Annotated in this window: 27 protein-coding genes and 1 pseudogene; 7 read left to right on the top strand and 21 right to left on the bottom strand. The window is 42.9% G+C overall.

Translation table 11 applies throughout. The features are described 5' to 3' along the window. Positions 1-50: 50 nt before the first annotated feature. The 7 genes from BV11031_RS07180 to ilvA all read right to left on the bottom strand — a co-directional run bounded on the left by BV11031_RS07180 (position 51) and on the right by ilvA (position 5,409). Positions 51-1,385, bottom strand: coding sequence for an MATE family efflux transporter (locus BV11031_RS07180; protein WP_129550713.1), 1,335 nt, complete (start codon positions 1,383-1,385; stop codon positions 51-53). 70 nt (positions 1,386-1,455) lie between these two features. Continuing rightward, complete coding sequence (gene ypmT / locus BV11031_RS07175; RefSeq protein WP_129550712.1) at positions 1,456-1,650, bottom strand: protein YpmT; 195 nt, start codon at positions 1,648-1,650, stop codon at positions 1,456-1,458. A 12-nt stretch (positions 1,651-1,662) separates the two neighbouring features. After that, on the bottom strand, positions 1,663-2,226 hold the full coding sequence (locus tag BV11031_RS07170; RefSeq protein ID WP_010327978.1) for a YpmS family protein: 564 nt from the start codon (positions 2,224-2,226) through the stop codon (positions 1,663-1,665). Positions 2,227-2,235: 9 nt separating this feature from the next. Further along, positions 2,236-3,003 carry an SGNH/GDSL hydrolase family protein gene (locus tag BV11031_RS07165; RefSeq protein ID WP_010327977.1) on the bottom strand — a complete coding sequence of 256 codons (768 nt, stop codon included), beginning with the start codon at positions 3,001-3,003 and terminating at the stop codon, positions 2,236-2,238. Between the two features lie 77 nt (positions 3,004-3,080). Continuing rightward, positions 3,081-3,662 (bottom strand): SCO family protein, encoded by a 582-nt coding sequence (locus BV11031_RS07160; RefSeq protein WP_010327976.1) that lies wholly within the window; start codon positions 3,660-3,662, stop codon positions 3,081-3,083. A 143-nt stretch (positions 3,663-3,805) separates the two neighbouring features. Continuing rightward, positions 3,806-4,057: a DUF2535 family protein gene (locus tag BV11031_RS07155; RefSeq protein WP_010327975.1), complete on the bottom strand. Its 252-nt coding sequence runs from the start codon at positions 4,055-4,057 to the stop codon at positions 3,806-3,808. Positions 4,058-4,140: 83 nt separating this feature from the next. Next, on the bottom strand, positions 4,141-5,409 hold the full coding sequence (ilvA, locus tag BV11031_RS07150) for a threonine ammonia-lyase IlvA (RefSeq protein WP_010327974.1): 1,269 nt from the start codon (positions 5,407-5,409) through the stop codon (positions 4,141-4,143). A 248-nt stretch (positions 5,410-5,657) separates the two neighbouring features. On the opposite strand from ilvA, the gene BV11031_RS07145 reads away from it, so the two are divergent. Further along, positions 5,658-6,653 carry a sigma 54-interacting transcriptional regulator gene (locus BV11031_RS07145; protein WP_010327973.1) on the top strand — a complete coding sequence of 332 codons (996 nt, stop codon included), beginning with the start codon at positions 5,658-5,660 and terminating at the stop codon, positions 6,651-6,653. A gap of 20 nt (positions 6,654-6,673) precedes the next feature. Continuing rightward, positions 6,674-7,315 carry a PAQR family membrane homeostasis protein TrhA gene (trhA, locus tag BV11031_RS07140; RefSeq protein WP_010327972.1) on the top strand — a complete coding sequence of 214 codons (642 nt, stop codon included), beginning with the start codon at positions 6,674-6,676 and terminating at the stop codon, positions 7,313-7,315. A 32-nt stretch (positions 7,316-7,347) separates the two neighbouring features. Here the strand turns inward: trhA and BV11031_RS07135 are convergent, their stop codons facing one another. From BV11031_RS07135 to BV11031_RS07080, 11 genes are all read right to left on the bottom strand, one after another. Then, the gene (locus BV11031_RS07135) at positions 7,348-7,968 is read right to left on the bottom strand and encodes a lysophospholipid acyltransferase family protein (RefSeq protein WP_010327971.1); all 621 of its coding nucleotides are present in this window, start codon (positions 7,966-7,968) and stop codon (positions 7,348-7,350) included. Next, entirely contained in the window at positions 7,969-8,475 is a 507-nt protein-coding gene (gene dfrA / locus BV11031_RS07130; protein ID WP_010327970.1) for a dihydrofolate reductase DfrA, read from the bottom strand. Then, the gene (locus tag BV11031_RS07125) at positions 8,472-9,266 is read right to left on the bottom strand and encodes a thymidylate synthase (protein WP_010327969.1); all 795 of its coding nucleotides are present in this window, start codon (positions 9,264-9,266) and stop codon (positions 8,472-8,474) included. The genes dfrA and BV11031_RS07125 overlap by 4 nt, the downstream gene beginning before the upstream one ends. Before the next feature lie 84 nt (positions 9,267-9,350). Further along, on the bottom strand, positions 9,351-9,884 hold the full coding sequence (locus BV11031_RS07120; protein ID WP_010327968.1) for a phosphatidylglycerophosphatase A family protein: 534 nt from the start codon (positions 9,882-9,884) through the stop codon (positions 9,351-9,353). 16 nt (positions 9,885-9,900) lie between these two features. Next, positions 9,901-10,512, bottom strand: coding sequence for a YpjP family protein (locus BV11031_RS07115; protein WP_010327967.1), 612 nt, complete (start codon positions 10,510-10,512; stop codon positions 9,901-9,903). A gap of 514 nt (positions 10,513-11,026) precedes the next feature. Continuing rightward, positions 11,027-11,812 (bottom strand): class I SAM-dependent methyltransferase, encoded by a 786-nt coding sequence (locus BV11031_RS07105; protein ID WP_010327966.1) that lies wholly within the window; start codon positions 11,810-11,812, stop codon positions 11,027-11,029. A gap of 42 nt (positions 11,813-11,854) precedes the next feature. Further along, a complete protein-coding gene (gene brxA / locus BV11031_RS07100) occupies positions 11,855-12,289 on the bottom strand; it encodes a bacilliredoxin BrxA (protein WP_010327965.1) in 435 nt (144 codons plus the stop codon). A gap of 105 nt (positions 12,290-12,394) precedes the next feature. After that, positions 12,395-14,071, bottom strand: a complete 1,677-nt coding sequence (gene ilvD, locus BV11031_RS07095) for a dihydroxy-acid dehydratase (RefSeq protein WP_010327964.1) — start codon at positions 14,069-14,071, stop codon at positions 12,395-12,397. 290 nt (positions 14,072-14,361) lie between these two features. After that, positions 14,362-15,495 carry a conserved virulence factor C family protein gene (locus tag BV11031_RS07090; RefSeq protein ID WP_010327962.1) on the bottom strand — a complete coding sequence of 378 codons (1,134 nt, stop codon included), beginning with the start codon at positions 15,493-15,495 and terminating at the stop codon, positions 14,362-14,364. Positions 15,496-15,554: 59 nt separating this feature from the next. Then, entirely contained in the window at positions 15,555-16,172 is a 618-nt protein-coding gene (locus tag BV11031_RS07085) for an HD domain-containing protein (RefSeq protein WP_010327961.1), read from the bottom strand. A 13-nt stretch (positions 16,173-16,185) separates the two neighbouring features. After that, positions 16,186-16,668, bottom strand: coding sequence for a glutathione peroxidase (locus BV11031_RS07080; RefSeq protein ID WP_010327960.1), 483 nt, complete (start codon positions 16,666-16,668; stop codon positions 16,186-16,188). 420 nt (positions 16,669-17,088) lie between these two features. On the opposite strand from BV11031_RS07080, the gene metA reads away from it, so the two are divergent. The 4 genes and pseudogenes from metA (at position 17,089) to cspD (ending at position 19,819) form a co-directional block, all read left to right on the top strand. Beyond that, positions 17,089-17,994 (top strand): homoserine O-acetyltransferase MetA, encoded by a 906-nt coding sequence (metA, locus tag BV11031_RS07075; protein ID WP_010327958.1) that lies wholly within the window; start codon positions 17,089-17,091, stop codon positions 17,992-17,994. A gap of 229 nt (positions 17,995-18,223) precedes the next feature. Beyond that, positions 18,224-19,375, top strand: coding sequence for a diglucosyl diacylglycerol synthase (locus BV11031_RS07070; protein WP_010327957.1), 1,152 nt, complete (start codon positions 18,224-18,226; stop codon positions 19,373-19,375). Between the two features lie 80 nt (positions 19,376-19,455). Then, positions 19,456-19,603 (top strand): annotated as a pseudogene (locus BV11031_RS07065) (hypothetical protein); the annotation flags it as partial. Between the two features lie 15 nt (positions 19,604-19,618). Further along, positions 19,619-19,819: a cold-shock protein CspD gene (gene cspD / locus BV11031_RS07060; RefSeq protein ID WP_003230776.1), complete on the top strand. Its 201-nt coding sequence runs from the start codon at positions 19,619-19,621 to the stop codon at positions 19,817-19,819. 43 nt (positions 19,820-19,862) lie between these two features. On the opposite strand, the gene degR is transcribed toward cspD, so the two are convergent. Beyond that, positions 19,863-20,045, bottom strand: coding sequence for a transcriptional regulator DegR (gene degR / locus BV11031_RS07055; protein ID WP_010327956.1), 183 nt, complete (start codon positions 20,043-20,045; stop codon positions 19,863-19,865). Between the two features lie 154 nt (positions 20,046-20,199). Between degR and BV11031_RS07050 the strand changes: the two genes are divergently transcribed. Beyond that, complete coding sequence (locus BV11031_RS07050) at positions 20,200-20,469, top strand: DUF2564 family protein (RefSeq protein WP_010327955.1); 270 nt, start codon at positions 20,200-20,202, stop codon at positions 20,467-20,469. A gap of 26 nt (positions 20,470-20,495) precedes the next feature. Here the strand turns inward: BV11031_RS07050 and BV11031_RS07045 are convergent, their stop codons facing one another. Next, positions 20,496-20,678: a zinc-finger domain-containing protein gene (locus BV11031_RS07045; protein ID WP_039074238.1), complete on the bottom strand. Its 183-nt coding sequence runs from the start codon at positions 20,676-20,678 to the stop codon at positions 20,496-20,498. Continuing rightward, a complete protein-coding gene (locus tag BV11031_RS07040; protein ID WP_010327953.1) occupies positions 20,671-21,351 on the bottom strand; it encodes a ribonuclease H family protein in 681 nt (226 codons plus the stop codon). The genes BV11031_RS07045 and BV11031_RS07040 overlap by 8 nt, the downstream gene beginning before the upstream one ends. Between the last annotated feature and the right edge of the window lie 59 nt (positions 21,352-21,410).

Here is a 21,410-nt window from a genome sequence, read left to right as displayed (position 1 = left end):
AAGCACATACCGCTATACATGGGTATGTGCTTTTTGCAGCGCTTCACTTATTATTCAGCGAACAGTTTCATTGTTTTCCATCGCCCGTATCTGTAATACAAAAACGCCGCACAGCTGCTTAATAAAAAACTCATTCCGATTCCGAGCCCGATTCCTTTCTGTCCAAACCAAGCTGAAAATAGAGCCGTGAAAGGATATCTCAAAACCCAAAACGATATCAAATTTAAAACCAGCACCTGCAGCATCGCTCCTGCGGCTCTGACGATTCCGTTCAGCACGAAATTAATCCCGATAAAAGGATAAAAAAACGCGATCCATCGCAAATATTGTTCACCAAACGCGACCGCATCAGGGTCGCTGATAAATAACTTTATCAGGTATTTACCAAATACCCAAAGCATGACTGCAATCACCATCATGCAAGAAATAACGGCCATCACACCAAGCTTCGCAATCGTTCCCACTCTTTTATGGTTCCCGATCCCGATATTTTGCCCCGCCATACTGTTGACTGCCGTACCGGCAGCCATAGCCGGAAGCGTGATGATGCTATCGAGCCGCTGCACCGCGCCGAAGCCTGACACCACATGCTCTCCGTAGGAGTTGACAACACTCATAATTGCCATCATACCGCCTGTAATCACCATCATCTGCAAACCGGCTGGAATCCCAAGTTTTAAAATCAGCGCGGACTCTTCCCACTTTGGAACTCGCGGGATAGAGAACGGCACAAGCTTGTGTTTGAGGACATAAAACAACCCGTACAGAAACGCAATCCCCTGTGACAAAATTGTCGAATAAGCTGCTCCCGCTATTCCCATGTGCAGCACAGAAATAAAGAGCGGCGCCAACACAGTATTCAGCACAACGGCAAATGCAATAAACCGGAGAGGTGTCTTGCTGTCGCCGAGGGCCCGAAGCACCGTGCTGATAAAGTTATAACCAAACAAAAATAAAATGCCGATAAATTGAATTTGTAAATAGGTCTCAGCAAGCGGTATCATCGACTCCGGCGTTTTTAGAAGACGAAGCAAAAGCTCTGACAGGAAAAAACCGGCCGCACCGAATCCGATGCTTAGGCCTGTTAATAAGACGACAAAAGCATTGATATACGACGCCATTCCTTTTTTATCATCTTTACCCTTTTGCTGTGACAAAATCGTTAATGTCGCGTTGTTAAGGCCTAAAATAAAAGACAGCACGGTTAAAACAATCGTGCTCGATACCGCGGCAGCCCCAAGAGCCTTTCCCCCCAGTAAATTGCCGATCCACAAACTGTCTATCAATTGAAAGGAAACCTGCAATGCGTTTCCGAGCATAATTGGCATTGAAAACAGCACAAGCTGTTTCAGCACGTTCCCCTGCGTAAAATCGTATGCTTTCATTTTTTCTCCTTGTGGTCTTACATTATCGCTTTGATCACACGAAAAAAGAGACGTTGTTTTGTCTCTTTTTTCATGACTTATCGGTTTTTTTTCGGTCTCTCATACCGAAAGTAAACACCATCACACTTAGGAACAAGGCACAATAGGAAATGTTCAAATACATTTGATCCATATCTTCAGCGGCCAGATGGTGATAAGCAAGCCAGCCGAAATACAGGGAAAATGTAAAGGATAATAAACTGAAATACTGACAAATCCGTTTCATTTTCAGTCACCTCTATTGTTTAGGATGGTAATAGGAAAACTCAATTTCATCTTTTTCTAAATTTATTTTATCCGCTTTGACATACATTCCATTCGTTAAAGGCATTTCTGACAGACGCACTTCAATGCTTTTGTCGCCGGGATGAACGTGGACAAATGACGGCAATTCGTAAAAGCTGTCCATATAATTTAACACAAAGCTAATCGGTATACTCAATTTCCCTAACGAAAATTTCGTAACATTCAGCTCCACATCGCCATTTTTTTTCACAGTCGGCTCAAAAGCGACAAGCGCATCAATGGACGTGGAAAAAGCCTTGATTTTCCCCGCGACATGGACATCGTCATCGATCTCTACTTTATAATCAAGCTTGTTTGATGCTTTGTCTTTTAAATATGAGTTCACAAACGCAGCTAAAGATTCTTTTGTGCTTGTCACTTGAAATCCATACTCGCTCTCAGTTGAATCCTTCACCTGAGCTTGTTTTCCCGGCAGCATGACTAGTGTCACAAACCCAGCGGCGAGAATCAGATTGATGGCAAGCAATATAAAAAACAGTCGTTTCCACTTATTCATGATGTCACCCTACTCTTTCGGTAATCCTTCTTTTTCAATGGCTTGATAAACGCGCTTCGCGATAAGGGAATAACCCGTACCATTAGGATGAAAATCATCATCCTCTGAAATTCTGCTGCTCTCGCTTTTTTGATTGAATAAATCTTCAATATAAATGATTTTCGCAAACTTATCTTTTTTCAGCTCTTTTTCAGCTATTTCGTTCCAATCAGTAACAACACCGTTTATTTCATTTAATTCAGATAACGTAAATGTAAACGGATTATACATGCTGACATAAATCAGCTCAGCGTGATCATTCAGTTCCCGAATTTCAGAAATGATTTTTTTAAAACGCTTTTCATATGGTTTTTCCGCTTCCTGAAATGGTTCCATGGTTAATTGCAGGAAGTTTTGGTGAAGGACTTTCATCAAATCATTGCCGCCAATTGTAAAAAAGACATAATCAGCGTCCTTTATGCCTTTTTGAACCTTTTTATCTTTTAATTTCTCTAATAAATCATCAGAACGGTTCCCTTTTACGGCATAATTTTTTACGTCTACTGTTTTGACTTGTTTATCTGACCGGATAGAATCCGCAACCATGCCGACATATCCCTTACCCGCGGGATCTCCGACACCTTCTGTCAGCGAATCTCCGACAGCCGCTATTACAATGTGCTCTTTCGTTTTCGGTTCATTAGCTTTTTGTTTTCCCTCAGATGCTGTACGTATGCTCGTACAAGCAGTAAGAAGCAAAATCAAACTGGCCATGAGTGAAAAAATGCGCAGCTTCAATCTTGTTGCTCCTTCCCATTCTACTAGTGGAAAGTGTATCATGTTTTAGAAGATTTGCAAATGCCTAGTCTCCTTGCTTACTTGAGTGTGCTGGCTGATTTCACATCCGCGATAATATCATCGTACGGTGTATTTTCCACTCCATTGTAATCTTTTAGCACCTTACCGTCCGGACCCACCAAATAAAAGGAAGATTGATGAATGACTTGGTCTTTTCCCTCCGGTTTTTTCACTATCGCTTTGAAACTTTTAAGCGCGAACGCCTCAATTTCACTCTGGCTGTATCCCGTGAGGAAATCCCAGTTGTCAAAAGATAGCGGATAATTCGCCGCGAATTTCTTCAGCTGTTTTGGCTTATCGTTTTCCGGGTCAACACTAAAGGATACGATCCGGACATCTATATTCTCGGCTTTTAGTTTTTTTTGCAAATCGGTCATATGAGCAGTCATCGGCGGACATACAGTTTCACAATTAGTAAAAATAAAATCCGCCAGCCATACTTCTCCTTTTAAACTCTTTAATGAAACATCCTTGCCGTCTTGGTTTTGAAATGTAAAAGGCTCCACCTCGTAATTAAGCGGATCTGTAATTTGTTGTCCTCCGCAGGCACCCAAAAGCAGAATACACAGCCCTACTATTAAACCTTTGATCACCTTCATGACATTCACCCTTTCCAGCCGGTAAAAGCTCTTGCCTGCTATATCCTCTATTTATATCTTATATATTCGGTACAGGCAAAAAAAATCCTGCATGTCTCCCAACCAACGGTTTCAAAGGGAGACACACAGGTTTAAGCAGCATATTACGCGTTGTACTTTAACACCTCTTGATGAAAAACAGCCTGATAATCAGCCCATTTCATCCGGCGCTTCATATCTTGTCGGAAAGAATACACTTTTGTCCTGCTGTTTGATGAAAACACTTCTTTTAAGTAGAACTGCAAATGGTGATGTAACATAAAGAAATAGTGCTCATCTTCCTTTAATACAGGTATCTCTGTCACTTTCACCTGAATCCCGTCACTGCGTTTGAACTCTAGGCTTTTGAGTAACAAGCTATCAATCCTCTTTTTGTTTTTCTTCTATTATATACAATGCCGGCCGGGTTGTCTGTCATTTTACGCGGTTGTGTGAAAATTTAGATCAGCAAATGAAACAAGTCCTCATCCTTATTCACTTCTACATAATGAAACGCTTTTTTGTTCATTCGTTCAATCAGCGGCCCATAATCGGCCTTGTTCTGCAGCTCGATGCCGACAAGAGCAGGTCCGTTGCTTTTATTATTTTTCTTCGTATACTCAAACCGTGTAATGTCATCATTCGGCCCGAGGACTTCATCAAGAAATTCGCGGAGTGCTCCCGCTCTTTGCGGAAAATTGACGATAAAATAATGCTGAAGTCCTTCAAAAATCAAGGATCGCTCCTTCATTTCCTGCATTCTTCCGATATCGTTATTGCCCCCGCTGACTACACACACCACATTTTTGCCTTTCAATTCATCCTTGTACAAATCAAGCGCCGCGACAGAAAGAGCACCGGCCGGTTCAGCAACAATCGCACATTCGTTATATAATTCAAGAATGGAAGTACATACTTTCCCTTCTGGGACAAGGAGAATGTCATCCACGACTGATTCCAGAGTCTGGAATGTTTCCTCCCCAATTTTTTTAACAGCTGCTCCATCTACAAATTTATCAATTTTATCAAGTGTGACGACATGCCCCGCTTTGTTTGATTCAAAATAGGATGCCGCTCCTTCCGGCTCAACAGCAATCAACTTTGTTTCTGGAGACACATTTTTCAAATAAGTGCCTACCCCTGAGAGGAGGCCTCCCCCTCCGACACTTGCAAAAAGAAAATGCGGTTCTGTATCAATATCGTTTAAAATCTCTACCGCCAGCGTTCCCTGGCCGGCCATCACATCCGGATCATCGAACGGATGGATAAACGTCCGCAATTCCGCCTCACAACATTCAACAGCGCTTTTATACGCATCGTCAAACGTATCACCTGTCAAAATAATGTCGATAAATCCTTTTCCAAACAGTTCAACTTGAGAAATTTTTTGTCTCGGCGTTGTCGACGGCATAAAGATTTTCCCATGAATGCCAAGATGTTTACATGAGAACGCTACACCTTGAGCATGGTTTCCGGCACTGGCACATACAATTCCGTTCTCCGTCTGCTCGCTGGAAAGCTGTTTCATTTTATGATAAGCCCCTCTGAGCTTAAAAGATCTGACAACTTGCAAGTCTTCACGTTTCAAATAGATATTGCATTCATATCTCTCAGAAAGTCTTTCGTTCCTTTGCAAAGGTGTGTGGATCACAACATCCTTCACGTTTTGATGGGCTTTCAAAATGTCTTTCACTTGGATGAGAGAGTTTTCTTTAAGCAACGGTTTCATGTACAGATTCCTTTCTTGTTTTAAATCCCTATTTAATATGCCATTATAACACGAATATTCAAAAAATAAGACAATTATTTTTATTTACAATTAAAAAAAATACAGACTGCGATTACAATTTCTCCAGATAACATCCCCGTCACCAGCATTTTAGCAGGCCTAAAGAAAAAGAAGATCGAAAATAAAAGGTGTTTTGGGGTAAAAGACGTGTTATAATAAAACCAATTAGAACCAAAAGGAGCCAATTGATGAATAGCGCACCAGCACTCAACACGTTTCATAATCTGATCGGGGAACATCAAACATTTCTAGAAGCAAAACGAATCGCCAAGCAGTTCTCTTTAACGGAGCTCCCTGTCCTCATAACAGGAAAAATCGGAACAGGGAAAGATCATGTTGCACAAGCGATCCATCAGGAATCCTCGAGATACAGCGAACCTTTTATTAGCGTCAATTGCAGCATCCATTCAGAAGAAAGCCTGATGCGTGAGCTTTTTGGCTATGACGGTAAATCAGGTGCGTTTCAAAAAGCAGCACAAGGAACCCTTTTTCTTGATGAAGTATGGCGCATGCCTGCTTCTGTACAAGCTCAACTGTTAAAAGTTTTAGATTCAAACACCGAGTTACCGCGGATGATCTGTGCCGCCACAGACGGATACGCGGAACATGCATTCAGACAAGACTTATTTTACAGGCTGAATATATTAACGCTCACACTGCCCGAGTTGTCTGAACGAAAAAGTGATATACCGCTTTTGGCACAATATTTTCTTACAAACTCCGGGCGGCAATTGTCCGTTGATCCCTCAGTCTTTTCGATGCTTGAGCGGCACACATTTGAAGGCAATGTCAGGGAATTAAAAAACGCCGCAGATTATATGGCGGCAGTCTCAAACGGGGGAACGATTCATCCATATGACCTGCCTCCATATATTAGGGGCACGTTAGACGGAAAAGCGTCGAAGAAAAAAGAGAAGCTGCTGACTTTAATGGAAAAAGCCGAGTTTTTATTTATTTTGGAAACAATAAAAGTGTTAAACGAAAAAGGAGAACCAGCCAGCAGACGGTTCATCTCGGAACACAGCAAAAACACCCAAACCTCGTTATCTCCGCAGCAGGTCAGGAGCCGTCTCGATTATTTGGAGAAAAAAGATTATGTCACAAAAAGCCGCGGACGCGCCGGCACTAAAATTACGTTAGAAGGTTTGGGCTTTCTGGAAACGCTAAAAAATCAAATGATCTAGCGATCGAAAGGAGAATGCACTTGTTTACAATCAAAGAAGAGATCGCCAATGCCATTACACACGGTATCGGTGTGCTCCTATCCATACCGGCATTAGTGTTTCTGATCATATTTGCGGCTCAATACGGCTCCGCATGGGACATTGTCAGCTTTACAATATTCGGTGTCTCTATGCTGCTGTTATATGTAAGCTCCACACTGCTCCATAGCATCACACATAAAAAGACGAAAGATATTTTGGAGATTATTGATCATAGCGCCATTTATGTACTGATCGCCGGAACCTATACACCTTTTTTGCTGGGGCCGCTGAAAGGAACACTCGGCTTCACCCTGCTGGTTATCGTATGGTCTCTTGCCTTAGGCGGAATCGTTTTTAAAATTTTCTTCGTGAAACGCTTCATCCTTTTGTCAACCTTCGTGTATTTGATTATGGGATGGCTGATGATTATCGCGGTTAAGCCTTTATACGCTTCACTGAGCGGAGCGGGATTCAGCCTTCTTTTTCTCGGCGGCATTTTATACTCTGTCGGCACTATTTTTTATATTTGGAAAAAGATCCCCTTCCATCACGCCATTTGGCATAGCTTTGTATTAGGCGGAAGCGCGGCGATGTTTTTCTGTGTCCTGTTTTATTGTGTGAAAGTCCCGTTTATTTCGTAACAGAAAAGCGCAGTCTTAAAGACTGCGCTTTGTTATGCACGTAATTGTTTTTCATTTGCAGGTATATAAGCTTTTGAAAAGGACAATTCGATATTTCCCGGTTTTAAACGTTTAAAAAACGACCCCTTTTGCAGGTCAGCTGTGCCTTTCGTTTTCACCATCACCAACGGAAGTTGATAGCGGGCCGCAAGTTCTACAGGGTCTATACAACCATCTAACGCAAGAATCAGGCTTTGACCTTTTTCCAGCTGTTTCGTCACATCTTCGTATACTTTTTCTGAATCGCCGCCTGAAATCACATCCATCCGATCTAGCCATTGTCCGATAAAGGGCAAGCGAAATACTTTTGGATCGGCAATAAAGCCGGCCGGTTCCTCAATATACCCAGCAATCAAGGCCAGTTCAGCCAAACGCAAATGGGGATGCACATACAAAACAGGGCCATGCGGTATTGGCTCAGGCTGGTGGATCGTCACAACTGAACCGGTGATGCCGATGCAGCCTTCCAAAAACGCCTTTGGCTGCTCGTAAACAAGAGTCATCTGTTTTTTGTATGACAGACGGGGGTCGAGCATCGTTTGATTAAATAATTGTTTCATATTTTTGAGCAGCATATACACAATATAAACTACTAGCCAGCTGTAGCGAATCAATTATAATCCTCCCGTTTCAGAAGAATTCTTTTTTTCATACACCAGAAATTCGTAATCGTATCGGTTTTTTTCGTCCTTTATCCCCTGCTCAGAAGAAATGAGCTTCCAATTGGTTTCATCAAATTCAGGGAAATGGCGGTCACCCTCAAATTTGTGATGAATTTTCGTCATATAAAGCCTGTCCGCGTAAGGAAACAGCGCTGTATAGAGCTGAGCCCCTCCGATCACAAAGCATTCCTCAGGGCCCGAACAAATGTCCAGCACATCCTTTAAGGAACTGACAACCGTGCATCCCGGAAATTTTGAAGCCGGCGCTGATGTGACGACAATATTTTTTCGGTTTGGAAGCGGGCGCCCAATCGATTCAAATGTTTTCCGGCCCATAATGATGGAATGGCCCGACGTTACTTTTTTAAAGTATGCAAGATCATTTGGCAAACGCCACGGCAAATCATTGTCTTTGCCAATCAGCCTGTTGGCATCCATTGCAAAAATGAACGAAATCATACGCTCACCGCCCCTTTAATGTGAGGATGCCGATCATAATCCTCGATGATAAAGTCCTCAAACGCAAAATTGAAGATGGAATCAACCTCTCTGGCGAAACGAAGCTTTGGAAGCGGGCGAACGTCTCTTGTCAGCTGTAAGTTGATCTGTTCAATATGATTTTGATATATATGAACATCGCCAAATGTATGAATAAACTCGCCCGGTTCAAGCCCAGTCACATGAGCAACCATCATGGTTAACAAGGCATAAGAAGCAATATTAAACGGCACACCGAGGAAAACATCAGCAGAGCGCTGATACAGCTGACAGGACAGCTTCCCGTCAGACACGTAGAATTGGAACAAGCAATGACACGGCGGCAACGCCATTTTATCAATTTCACCAACATTCCATGCGCTGACGATTAAGCGTCTGGAGTTCGGATTTGTCCTAATATCTTCTATAAGGCGGGAAATTTGATCAACAGTTTCCCCGTCAGCTCCCTGCCAAGAACGCCATTGTGAACCATATACAGGTCCGAGCTCGCCGTTTTCATCAGCCCACTCATTCCAGATCCGCACTCCGTTTTCCTGCAAGTACCGTACATTGGTATCTCCTTTTAAAAACCAAAGCAGCTCATGCGCAATCGATTTAAAGTGGAGTTTTTTTGTGGTCAGCATCGGAAAGCCGTCCTGTAAATGAAATCTCATTTGATATCCGAAGGTGCTGACTGTGCCGGTCCCTGTCCGGTCTCCCTTTTCTTCGCCATGCTCTAAAACATGTCTGCATAAATCCTTATACTGTTTCATTTTTTTCATCCTTTAAAAGTAGTCTTATAGTAGTGTAACACAATAAAAAATCATTTCTGAACCCAGAAATGATTTTTTTATCAGTCATCTGACAACAGGCTTTTCATCCTGTTCTTTTTCTTCATCTTGCAGATCCTGATGCGTATGGGCAATTCTGCTCGCAGCCGCTGCTGCAAGGGCTGCCACAATATCATCTAAAAAGGTATGAATACCGTCTGGACTCTCATCAAGTTCTTTAATGATTCCTGTCTTCTCTTTATCCAGATAACCGAAGTTGGTGAGGCCGATCGACCCGTATACATTCACGATTGATAGAGGGATGATTTCATCTATGCCGTAAAGTGGTTCATCCGTTTCAACGAGGTGCTGTAGCGGTTCCGGAAGAAGTTTCTGCTCAGCGAGCTGATCAAGCGCAAGGCCTGTCAAAACAGCATGGATAATTTCACGTTTGTTCAGCACTTTTTCTACATTCTCCATACATACACTGAGCGGCAGATTTGGATTGTATTTTTCCTGAAGTTTTTGAACAATCTGTGCAATATCTTCAATCATAACGCCACGTTTGTTCAGCATATCTTTTGTTATATCGACCATTTCATTCATTGTGTACTTTTTCACGTCAAAGGCATCTCCTTTACGCACTCATCCAGTTGGGAGGCGTGTTGCGGTCCCAGTAAATGCTCCCAAGCTCATGATGTGATTGAAATCCATCTTCTGCTGTATGATAATGAAAATTAAACCAGTACCCCTCATGTGGGGGGTGGTCTCTGCGCACATGGAATCTAAGGAGATCTTCTCCAGTCGTCCGATTGTAAACGTTGAAAATTTTCTCCGTTTTGCCAGCTGAAGGCGTGCTTGAGATCACAACATCTTGATACGCCTCATCATCTTGCAATGTCGTTAAATAATCACTAATCACATTTTCGATTTTCGGAAGGATCTCTTTCCGATAGTCATCCTCAATGACCGGAGCGATTTTGCTACCGAATTTCAATAGAGACTGATCCTGAGCGCTGTCAAAGAGCTGTTCCTTGTACGTTTGAAAAAGCAATTCAGGATCTCGCCTGTCTTCCGACTCACCATCGTACAGGTCATGCTCATCATAAAAAGCGGTGTAATCGTTCTGCTCAAGACTGCTCGGCTGTCCAGAGGGCTTGTCCGCCATAAGAGCAGCCGGAGGAGATACGAGCCCGAACGTTACGATGGTAAATAAAACCACAAGGGTCTTTCTCATCCACAATTTCATGACTGCTTATTCCTCTCTATATTTATATATTTCTCTTATTTTAGCACATCCGAAACATGCAAGTCATGTACGATATGAAACGAATATGCAAATTAGGCTATTCGTTACTTTGCCGTTTGTGTAAAAACGCTTACAATATTCCATGAAAGGAGGCTTTCTATATGATTGACGCTCTGTTTGCCACAGTTTCACTCTTAACATTGTTATACTTTGTCGTCATGGAAGTCACCGATTAATAGAAAGCCCGTGAATCATCACGGGCTTGCAGATTGTTGACAAAGTCATAAAACGATTTTCGTTTTATGACTTTGTCATCTTTTCAGCGTGATTGAAAACCCTTGAAGTCTAGGAAGGACGAGCATCGTAGCAGACTTTCACAGGATGTGATGACGGCGGCGTTTAGGCAGGACGCCTAAGCATTTAGCCGCCGTTCCTTTCATAACACGTGAGCACCAACGCGCAGGACTGACAACGAATGCAAGGGTTTGTCGACACGCTGAAAGCCCTTGATTCATCACGGGCTTGTTTTACTTGCGGCTTGAATGACGCCATAATGGAACAGCGCCGTTTTTCTTTTGATGACGTTAAAACCAAACTGTTCAAATCGCGGGCTTTTCCAGTGGTCTTTCAGCACAACCCTTTTTCTAGAAACGCGTACCGCTTCTTTGATCCATCCTTCATCCAAAAGCGAATCCTCTGCCAAGTCCCGTAAAGGCGCGATGCCATCAGACGTCTCTACAGGCTCATGAAACATTGGGTCGAAATAGATCACATCAACAGAGTTGTCAGGCAGCTGCTTGATGTATTCATGGCAATCTCCATTCTTGACTTGGATTCTACTCATTGCAGCTTGAAGCTCAACTATGTCCGTTTCCCATGCCTGCAGTCCCGTCCTCACGAGAACGGACACAAGATGGTTTTTTTCAATCCCAATCACAGAACCCGTTTCGCCTACTGCCATACTTGCGATAATGGCATCCGAACCCAGCCCAAGTGTGCAATCTAAAAACGTATCCCCTTCCGATAAATCAGCTGCCCGAAGCATAGGCTCCCGCTCCCCTCGTAAAAAGCGTTTAGCTCTGAACATCGCTGTATTCGGATGGAAAAAGAATTTGGCACCTTGTTTTGTATAAAGCTCGAACCGTTCTTTGCCGACCACAAGCAAATCACGTGCAGCTGACTCCAACAGGTTTTCAACCGTTTGTTTATTTCGGCTGCAATATGGCATTACAAGCTCTTTAGCAAGCAGCTTTGCGGTTCTAACGGTGTCTTCAGTCGGTCTATAACTTGTTGTTATCATTTTCTGTACTCTCCAAAAAAGAAAATGCCCGAAAACGGGCATTTAGCAGTGTGCATCAAAGGCAGCGGTCAAATTTTTCATAATCTCTTCCATATCATGACCTTCAATTTCATGACGCGGAATAAAATGTACGACTTCCTTGCCTTTCAATAGAGCCATTGATGGTGAAGAAGGCTCCTGTCCAGTAAAATACTCACGCATTTTTGCAGTAGCTTCTTTATCCTGGCCCGCAAATACAGTCACTGTATTGTCAGGCTTTTTGTCATGCTGGAGGACTGCCTGTGTTGCCGCAGGACGCGCAAGGCCTGCCGCGCAGCCGCACACAGAGTTAACGACAACAAGAGTCGTGCCCTCAGCCTTTTCCATAAAGTTTTCTACTTCTTCCGCTGTTGTTAATTCTTCAAAACCTGCTCCAGTCAGCTCGCGGCGCATCGGTACAACAAGCTGTCGCATATATTCTTCATAAGCCATTGACATAAAAAAGCCCCCTCTATTATCCTTCATCTGAAGTAAAGGATACTATAGAGAGGGCTGGATTTCAAATGTTCACGCCTTAAAATAACAGAAAGGAATCCCCGTTGTCTAGATTTTCATGATACCGCCGGTGTTGGCACTTGTCACAAGTTTGGAATAACGGGCCAAGTAGCCGGTTTTCACCTTCGGTTCAAAACCTTTCCAGTTCGCTTTCCTTTTTTCCCATTCTTCCTCCGGCACTTGAACATCCAAGATGCGTTTTTCAATATCAACGATGACATGGTCTCCGTTTTCCACGAAAGCAAGCGGTCCTCCCTCTGCCGCCTCTGGTGATACGTGGCCGATTGATAGGCCTCGAGATGCTCCGGAAAAACGTCCGTCCGTAATCAATGCCACCTTTGGCCCGAGTCCCATTCCAACGATCTGAGATGTAGGTGCAAGCATCTCTGGCATACCAGGTCCGCCTTTTGGCCCTTCGTAACGGATAATGACCACGTCGCCTTCTTTTACTTTCCGGTTGATAATGCCGTCAAGCGCCTCATCCTGAGAATCAAATACGACAGCCGGTCCTTCGTGTCTCGTAATTCCGTTCTGAACGCCGCCTGTTTTAATGATAGCCCCATCCGGAGCCAGATTGCCGAATAAAACTGCGAGCCCTCCCTTTTCAGTGAATGGTTGATCCAGCGGATGGATCACGTCATAATCCTTCACTTCATGTCCGGCAATGGTTTCTCCGAGTGTTTTTCCTGTAACAGTGAGTGCGTCTAAATGAAGTGCCCCTTCTTTCTTGGAAAGCTCATTCAACGCCGCGCTCACACCTCCGGCTTCGTGAAGATCTTCAATATACACATCTGATGCAGGCGCCAGCTTGGACAAGTGCGGCACTCGCTCAGCGACTTCGTTAATGCGTTCTAAAGAATAGTCAACGCCGGCTTCGTTTGCGAGAGCAAGCGTATGAAGAACGGTATTTGTTGAACCGCCGAGCGCCATATCGAGCGCAAACGCGTTATCAATCGCCTTTACTGTCACAATATCACGCGGTTTAATGTCTTTGCGAATGGTTTCCATTAATTGCGCAGCCGATTTTCTGACAAACTCTTTGCGTTCCGGTGCTGTCGCGAGAATGGTTCCGTTACCCGGCAAAGCAAGACCAAGCGCTTCAGACAGGCAATTCATTGAGTTCGCCGTAAACATGCCTGAGCAAGATCCGCACGTTGGGCATCCGAACTGCTCTAATTCTTGAAGTTCGTTCTCGTTGATTTTTCCTGCTTGATAAGCGCCTACCCCCTCAAATACTGAGGAAAGGGAAATTTTCCGCCCATCACTTGTTCTTCCTGCCGCCATCGGCCCTCCGCTGACAAAAATCGTTGGAATGTTGATCCGCATAGCTGCCATAAGCATTCCCGGCGTGATTTTGTCACAGTTCGGAATACAAACCATACCGTCAAACCAGTGTGCGGATACAACCGTTTCCACAGAGTCCGCGATAATTTCGCGGCTCGGCAGCGAATACCTCATACCGATATGCCCCATCGCGATGCCGTCATCTACTCCGATTGTATTAAACTCAAACGGCACGCCTCCAGCTTCTCTGATTGCTTCTTTTACGATTTTCCCAAACTCCTGCAAGTGAACATGACCGGGTACGATATCAATGTATGAATTACAAACCGCAATAAACGGTTTGCCAAAATCCTCTTCTTTTACCCCTGCTGCACGAAGCAAACTGCGGTGCGGAGCTCTATCGATTCCTTGTGTGATCATGTTACTGCGTAATTCTGCCATGGTGATCCCCCTAAATTCTTTCAATTGTTAGACTGGATTTTATTTTAACAATTTTCAGTTTATTTTTGGGCTGTTTTTGCAAAAAGATAAAATACAGGCCGCCCTCGCCTTGCTTGTTTCCTTCATGTTTTTATATTTATATAGCTTTCTGTCGATGTGAACCCTCCAACTATTAATATTGTTACTTACTATAAATAGTTTTCGGACATTTTTCAACAATATTCGAAATAATTTTTATAAAAAGTGAATTCACATAAAAAAGGTGCATGATCTGCACCCTTTTCTTTCTTTTATTCACCTTTTTTTCTGCTCTCTGTCATCTGTTTCCAAACAGAGCCTTTTGCTTCTTCTCCATGCTCAATACGTTCAAGCGCCATTTTCACTTGAAGGCTGACCTCAAATTCGGGATCATCTTCGGCAGCGCGTAGAGCTTCAATTGCACTTTCATCGCCGACTTCGTAGAGGAACATAGCCGCGCGCCAGCGGACAAGCTTGCTGGAGTCGCTTAACGACTTGATCATAGCAGGAATGGCGTGAGGGTCGCCGATATCAGACAGGCAGTCTCCGGCCGTTCTTCTGACTGAGACGGCTTTATCCTCAAGCGCTTTATACAATAGAGGAAGAACATCAGGTGTTTCAATCATTCCTAAATACACAACAGCCTGTCTTCTGATGGACACCTTGGGATCATCCAATGCCTTCTGTAAAACGGGGATATCTTCCTCTTTCGGATCCATCTGCTCCAAATGTGCATACCGTTTTTTCCAGTCCTCATCATCCAGCATGTCAAGCGTCACTTTATACGCCTTGCGCTGTACAGCTTGTTTTGCTTCGCCCTTCCCTTGAGCCGCCGCTTCTGTCAGCCGTTTCAGCCGCTCATCGCTGTAAGCCGCCTGAAGCTCTTCTGTCACGTCATGACCGATTTCATTAAAGTCGCCGAATCTGACGCCTTGTTCTTTCCATGCCCGCTCAAACACAACATTTGAAGCTTCAGATCTGAGTTTTAAGATCGCCTGCTGAAAGCGTTCGGGTAACCCGAAGCGCTCTTCCCGCTCCCCATCTGTTAACTTGACCTGCATAGGAATGCCGCTGAACATCTGCACAAAAACTTTCACTTCTCCAAAAGACTCTTGGTCAGAGCGATTTTCTCCTGTGTTTTCAGCACTTTCCATCCCAAATGCAGTGCGGACTTGCGGTAATATGTCTTTCCAATCGTATCTCGCGTTCCGTTCAACAGCAAGAAAATCAGCGACATGATATACGCCTTTCACGCCTTCTATTTTAAGAATTTCCCCGATAACAGTCGGTGCGCCTTCTGCTTGATCCGGTTTATAGTTATTGCTCTTGCCCGCCGGAAGCTCTTCCGTTAAGATGACCTTCATTGTATTGGGACTTGGCGTAGGTTCAATTGATTTTATCTTCATGATTGTCCTCCTCTAGCATATCTGTGACTTATTCTATCATAGTCCCCCTAAGCCTTCTATTACGACGTTTTGACTTCAATCCCGGGCATGTCTTTTTCTAATTGGCGGACAAACCGAAGCATGAAATCGTGCCTTTCTTGCGCCAGTTCCTGAGCGGTGTCTGTATTCATCATATCTTTCAGCCGCAGCAGCTTATGAAAAAAATGAGCGTAGGCGCTTTGATCATTTCCATAAAGGCTGTGCCCTTTTGCGCCCGCAAACATAAAAGCTCTGGCAATTCCTATAGCGCCGATGGCATCAAGCCTGTCAGCATCTTGTACGGCTTTTCCCTCGATGGAAAGTGGCTCTCCCGCCAGCTTATCCCTGTCTCGAAAGGACATGCTTGTGATAATGCGAATCACTCTATCAGCATCCTCTTTTCCAACTCCGAAAAAAACGAGCTGATCATATACTTCGCTTACTGAAAGCCTGATCGTATCAGGCAGCTTGGCATCAATTACATCATGAACCAAAGCCGCCGTCTCCACTATGAATAAATCCGTATGTTCCTTTTCTCCAATATACATAGCAAGCTCTGTAACCCTTGATACATGATGCCAATCATGTCCAGAGCTTTCGCCGTTTAGGACAGATTGGACCCCTGCCCTGATTTGTTCTATTCGCTTCAATCCCTTCATACAAACACCCTCATTATTGTCCTAATAGCCTCACGATCACGTCTTCCAGCTCTTTCGGATTTGTATTTGGAGAATAGCGGCCAACGACTTCTCCATTTTCGTCCACTACAAATTTCGTAAAATTCCACTTGATTGCTTTTGTTCCCAGCATGCCTTTCGCATGCTCTGCCAAATATACAAACAGCGGATGGGCGTTTTTTCCGTTCACTTCCACTTTTGAAAACATAGGAAACGTAACGCCATAATTCGTTTCGCAAAATTCTTGTATATCTGCTTCATCACCAGGCTCCTGGCTCATAAATTGATTGCAGGGGAATCCTAAGATTTCCAGCCCCTCCTGCTGATATGTATCATATAACTCCTGAAGCTGTTTCAATTGCGGCGTAAATCCGCATTTGCTTGCTGTATTCACGATCATCAATACCTTTCCGGCAAAAGGCTGAAGTGTCATTTCTTTCCCAGTTATTGTACGTACCTTCATATGATATATAGACATGTAAGCCCCTCCTATGTCCTTGCTGCTGATTATTTTACCTTTTTTACATCTCAATTCACAATAAACTTCCTTTATCAGAACTTATAAGAACAGAGTCAACTAAACCTGATATGCCTGCTGCATCATGCATAGAACTGGCTGATGCTCAAAAAGACTGCTATATATGAAAGCCCGCCTGTTCTTTTCCATTAGGATGCGTGACTCCTTTTGTTATCTTAACCATTCTATAAAACAGGACTGTTCCCTTCTGGAATAAAACATCTGAAAAGCATTTTCCAGTGAAACCAAAAGGCGTATTTATGCGTTTTATTTAAAGAGTTTTCTATTGTTTCCCCTTCAACACTTATAGATAGATTGAAAATTGGCGTGAAAATTCCTATAATGAAGAAAATTACACGGGGAAATGATGGAGGTGGCACGTTGCCTATTAATATACCAACACACCTGCCGGCAAAACAGGTGCTTGAGAGTGAACATATATTTGTAATGGATGAAAGCAGAGCATTTCATCAGGATATCCGGCCGCAAAAAATTATTATATTGAATTTGATGCCGAAAAAAATCCAGACAGAGACTCAGCTTCTCAGATTGCTTGGAAATTCGCCTTTACAGGTTCATTTTACTTTCTTAATCCCAAGCACACACACGCCGAAAAATACTGCAAGAGAACACCTTGACGAATTTTATACGACTTTTTCCAATATCCGTCATAAGAAGTTTGACGGCATGATTATCACCGGTGCGCCGATCGAGCATTTGGCGTTTGAAGATGTTTCATATTGGGAAGAGCTCAAAGAGATCATGGAGTGGAGCAAAACGAATGTCACTTCAACCTTGCATATTTGCTGGGGTGCTCAAGCAGGATTGTATTACCATTATGGTGTGGAAAAAGTGGAAATGCCGAAAAAAATCTTCGGTGTGTTCGAACATACAGTTCTTTCAAAACATGAAAGATTGGTAAGAGGTTTTGACGAGCTATACTACGTGCCGCATTCCCGGCATACAGATATAAATATGGAACAGCTTCAAGCAGTGTCCGAGTTAAATATTCTTACCGCATCAAAGGAAGCTGGGGTATGCTTAATTGTGTCAAAAGACGAAAAACAAGTCTTTTTAACAGGGCACCCTGAATATGATACAAATACGCTTCTTCAAGAATACGAAAGAGATCTGGAACGCAACCTTTCTGGTGTCGAGGCGCCTAAACATTATTTCGCAGAAGACAGCAAAGAGCCAGTAAATCGCTGGAAAGCGCATGCGACACTATTGTTTATGAACTGGCTAAATTATTACGTTTACCAAGAAACTCCTTATGAATGGGACTGATTTTTCTATTTTAGTGATACGCTGAGCAAAAAATATGATAAAATACATCTGATTAAGTCTGCGTATAACAAAAATTTAAAATACTGGAATCCAAATCTTTTAAAATTAGCTTAATTTTTTCACTGCATTAATAATTCGATTATGTATTTGTGTTATGTTTATGTATAGACAATAACTCCTTACGATGCATGAAGCTTGCTTGTTGTTGATTACATTGAGGTGAATTTACTTGAATACCAATAAAAGAGTATTAATTTTGACTGCAAATTACGGAAATGGGCATGTGCAGGTAGCCAAAACGCTTTATGAGCAATGTGTTCGGCTCGGCTTTCAGCATGTAACAGTTTCTAATTTGTATCAAGAGTCAAATCCGATTGTTTCAGAGGTAACTCAGTACCTTTATTTAAAAAGCTTCTCAATCGGGAAACAGTTTTATCGTTTGTTTTATTACGGAGTTGACAAAATCTATAATAAACGTAAATTTAATATTTACTTTAAAATGGGGAATAAACGATTGGGCGAACTTGTCGATGAACATCAGCCCGATATTATTATTAATACATTTCCGATGATCGTCGTGCCGGAATACAGACGCCGAACAGGAAGAGTCATTCCTACCTTCAACGTGATGACCGATTTTTGCCTTCACAAAATTTGGGTTCATGAAAACGTGGATAAGTATTATGTGGCGACAGATTATGTAAAGGAAAAACTGCTGGAGATCGGCACTCATCCAAGCAACGTAAAAATCACCGGAATTCCAATTAGGCCGCAATTTGAAGAATCCCTGCCTGTGGAGCCGATATATCAAAAGTACAATCTTTCACCCAACAAAAAAGTGCTTATGATCATGGCAGGCGCCCACGGTGTCTTAAAGAACGTAAAAGAGCTGTGTGAAAACCTTGTTAATGATGATCATGTGCAAGTGGTTGTCGTGTGCGGGAAAAATACAGCCTTAAAAGAATCTTTAAGCACGCTTGAAGCAGAAAACGGGGACAAATTAAAAGTTCTTGGCTATGTGGAGCGCATTGATGAGCTGTTCCGGATCACAGACTGCATGATTACAAAACCTGGCGGCATTACTTTGACAGAAGCGACCGCCATCGGTGTGCCTGTCATTCTGTACAAACCCGTGCCCGGCCAGGAAAAAGAAAATGCGAACTTCTTTGAAGATCGCGGCGCTGCCATCGTCGTCAACCGTCATGAAGAGATTCTCGAATCAGTCACTTCCCTTCTCGCAGATGAAGAGACCTTACAGCGCATGAAGAAAAACATTAAGGACCTTCATTTAGCAAACTCTTCCGAAGTGATTTTAGAGGATATCCTGAAGGAATCAGAGATGATGTTGGCAGCTCAGCAAAGAGCAAAAGCGCTATCGTAACATGTTTATAGAGAGCATACGAAAATCGTGTGCTCTTTTTATTTGTTTTTAACTACTAATAAAAACGGTTACATTTTTCTGTAAAACTTGCCCTTCTTTTTAAAAATAAACCGTTTCGCAACTTGACGAGTGCTCCCAGATGGTGTATAGTTGAACCATCATTTAACAATGAATCAAAGTTAAATGGTGACAAAAATTTTTTTTAGCACACAGGTGCTACAGTACTAGGAGGAATTAAGCAATATGCAAAACGGTAAAGTAAAATGGTTCAACAACGAAAAAGGATTCGGCTTCATTGAAGTTGAAGGCGGAGACGATGTATTTGTTCACTTCACAGCTATCGAAGGAGACGGATACAAATCATTAGAAGAAGGACAAGAAGTTTCTTTTGAAATTGTCGAAGGTAATCGTGGACCTCAAGCTTCTAATGTTGTAAAACTCTAAACTCAATACATGATGACAAATAGAGGAGAGGCATTTGCCTCTCCTATTTGATTTTCATCTGAATTTCAATGGCCAAAATATTTTGCTTGCACCTCTGTTCAATCTCTTCGACATGCTTTTCCATTGAAGGCTTCCCTTTTTTCGCGATATCCGCGAGTTCTTCTAAATCACTGTATATTTCTATAAATGTTTTGTGAAGGATCGACCTCAAGTCTTTATCATCCATAACTGCGTTCCCCTTCTCTGCCAATACCTCAAATAGTAAAACAGTCCTATCTATTCTGGTTCAATAGTTATATCGGCTTATTTTCTATTTTATTTTCTATTTTTGTACATAAATTTCAAAAAACCTCTGCAAAATAGTTGCGGAGGTGTTTTTTATGACATCAGAATTTCATGAAGAGGAGCAGACTGGCTTTACGGATAAGCGTCAGCTGGAACTAGCCGTGGAAACAGCGCAGAAAACGACAGGAGCTGCGACAAGAGGCCAAAGCACAACATTAGCCGATGCCGCATACCAAGCCATTGAGGATGCAAGAGAACTGTCACAATCAGAAGAACTGACCACCCTCGATGATCCTCAATTTGTAGAGCAGCAACAGCAGCTTCTGGATGATAGCGAGCATCAGCTGGATGAATTCAAAGAATAAAACCGCAGATTCTGCGGTTTTATTCTTTAATGATTGGTTAAGACATCGCCGTAGGCTTTCAGCTTTTCACCAACCGTACATTTAGTGATACAAAATGAATGTGCGTAAGTTTTGCCAAAATCTTTGCGGAACTGTTTCTTGATAAAACAATCCTTGCAATATTCATCTTGAAGTTCTGTCAGTTCTTTAAAGATCATTTTCTTATCCAATATCGTCATCTCCGTTACGGTCTAATTTCGTATGGCTTTCTACGAATTGATGGGATAGAATTTTTTTAGCGAGGCTGTCGGCTTCCTGGTTGTCTTTCCGCTGTATGGTTTCGTAAGTTGGAGTAAGCTTCAGCGATTCGAGAAGTGCTTCTATTTTGTCCAGCCATTCATTATGAGACGGATCATAGCAAGGCCAGCTGCCGTCAAGCTGATTCAGCACGACAAGCGAGTCCCCTTTGATCGTAATTGAATTTCTGCTTGCTCCAAGCTCTCTTACTTCTCTTATTGCTTCATACAGCGCCGCGTATTCAGCTTCATTATTGGTTTTCAACCGGAAGCTTTTATTTTTTCTCAAGCGATGCCGGATTCCTCCTAATGAATAATAAATGACGATTCCGAGTCCCGCCAGTTCGCTCTCCTTATCGAAACTGCCGTCAAAATAAACAGTTACGTCATCAGGCTCTTGAGCTAGCTCCTCTGTTAGCTTTTCCAATTCCTTTAGCGTCCAGCTGCCGCCTTTTTCGTCTTCGAACTCGAGCTCTTTCATGTATGGAAAACGGCCTAGTTCTCTGGCGAGCATACGCGCCTGTTGAGCAGTCAGCCAATCTTCGGCTATAAACGAAACGGATCCCGTCCCTTTTGCTTCTATTTTCAAATGCGGTCTGAGCTTCATTATGATCACCTTACCATTCATTAGTTGCCGGGCTTGTGCTATAATCAAACCAATCTTAT

Origin of the sequence: Bacillus vallismortis (genome assembly GCF_004116955.1) — a bacterium.
Taxonomy (GTDB): Bacteria; Bacillota; Bacilli; order Bacillales; family Bacillaceae; genus Bacillus; species Bacillus vallismortis.
This window is presented reverse-complemented; position numbering and strand designations above follow the sequence as displayed.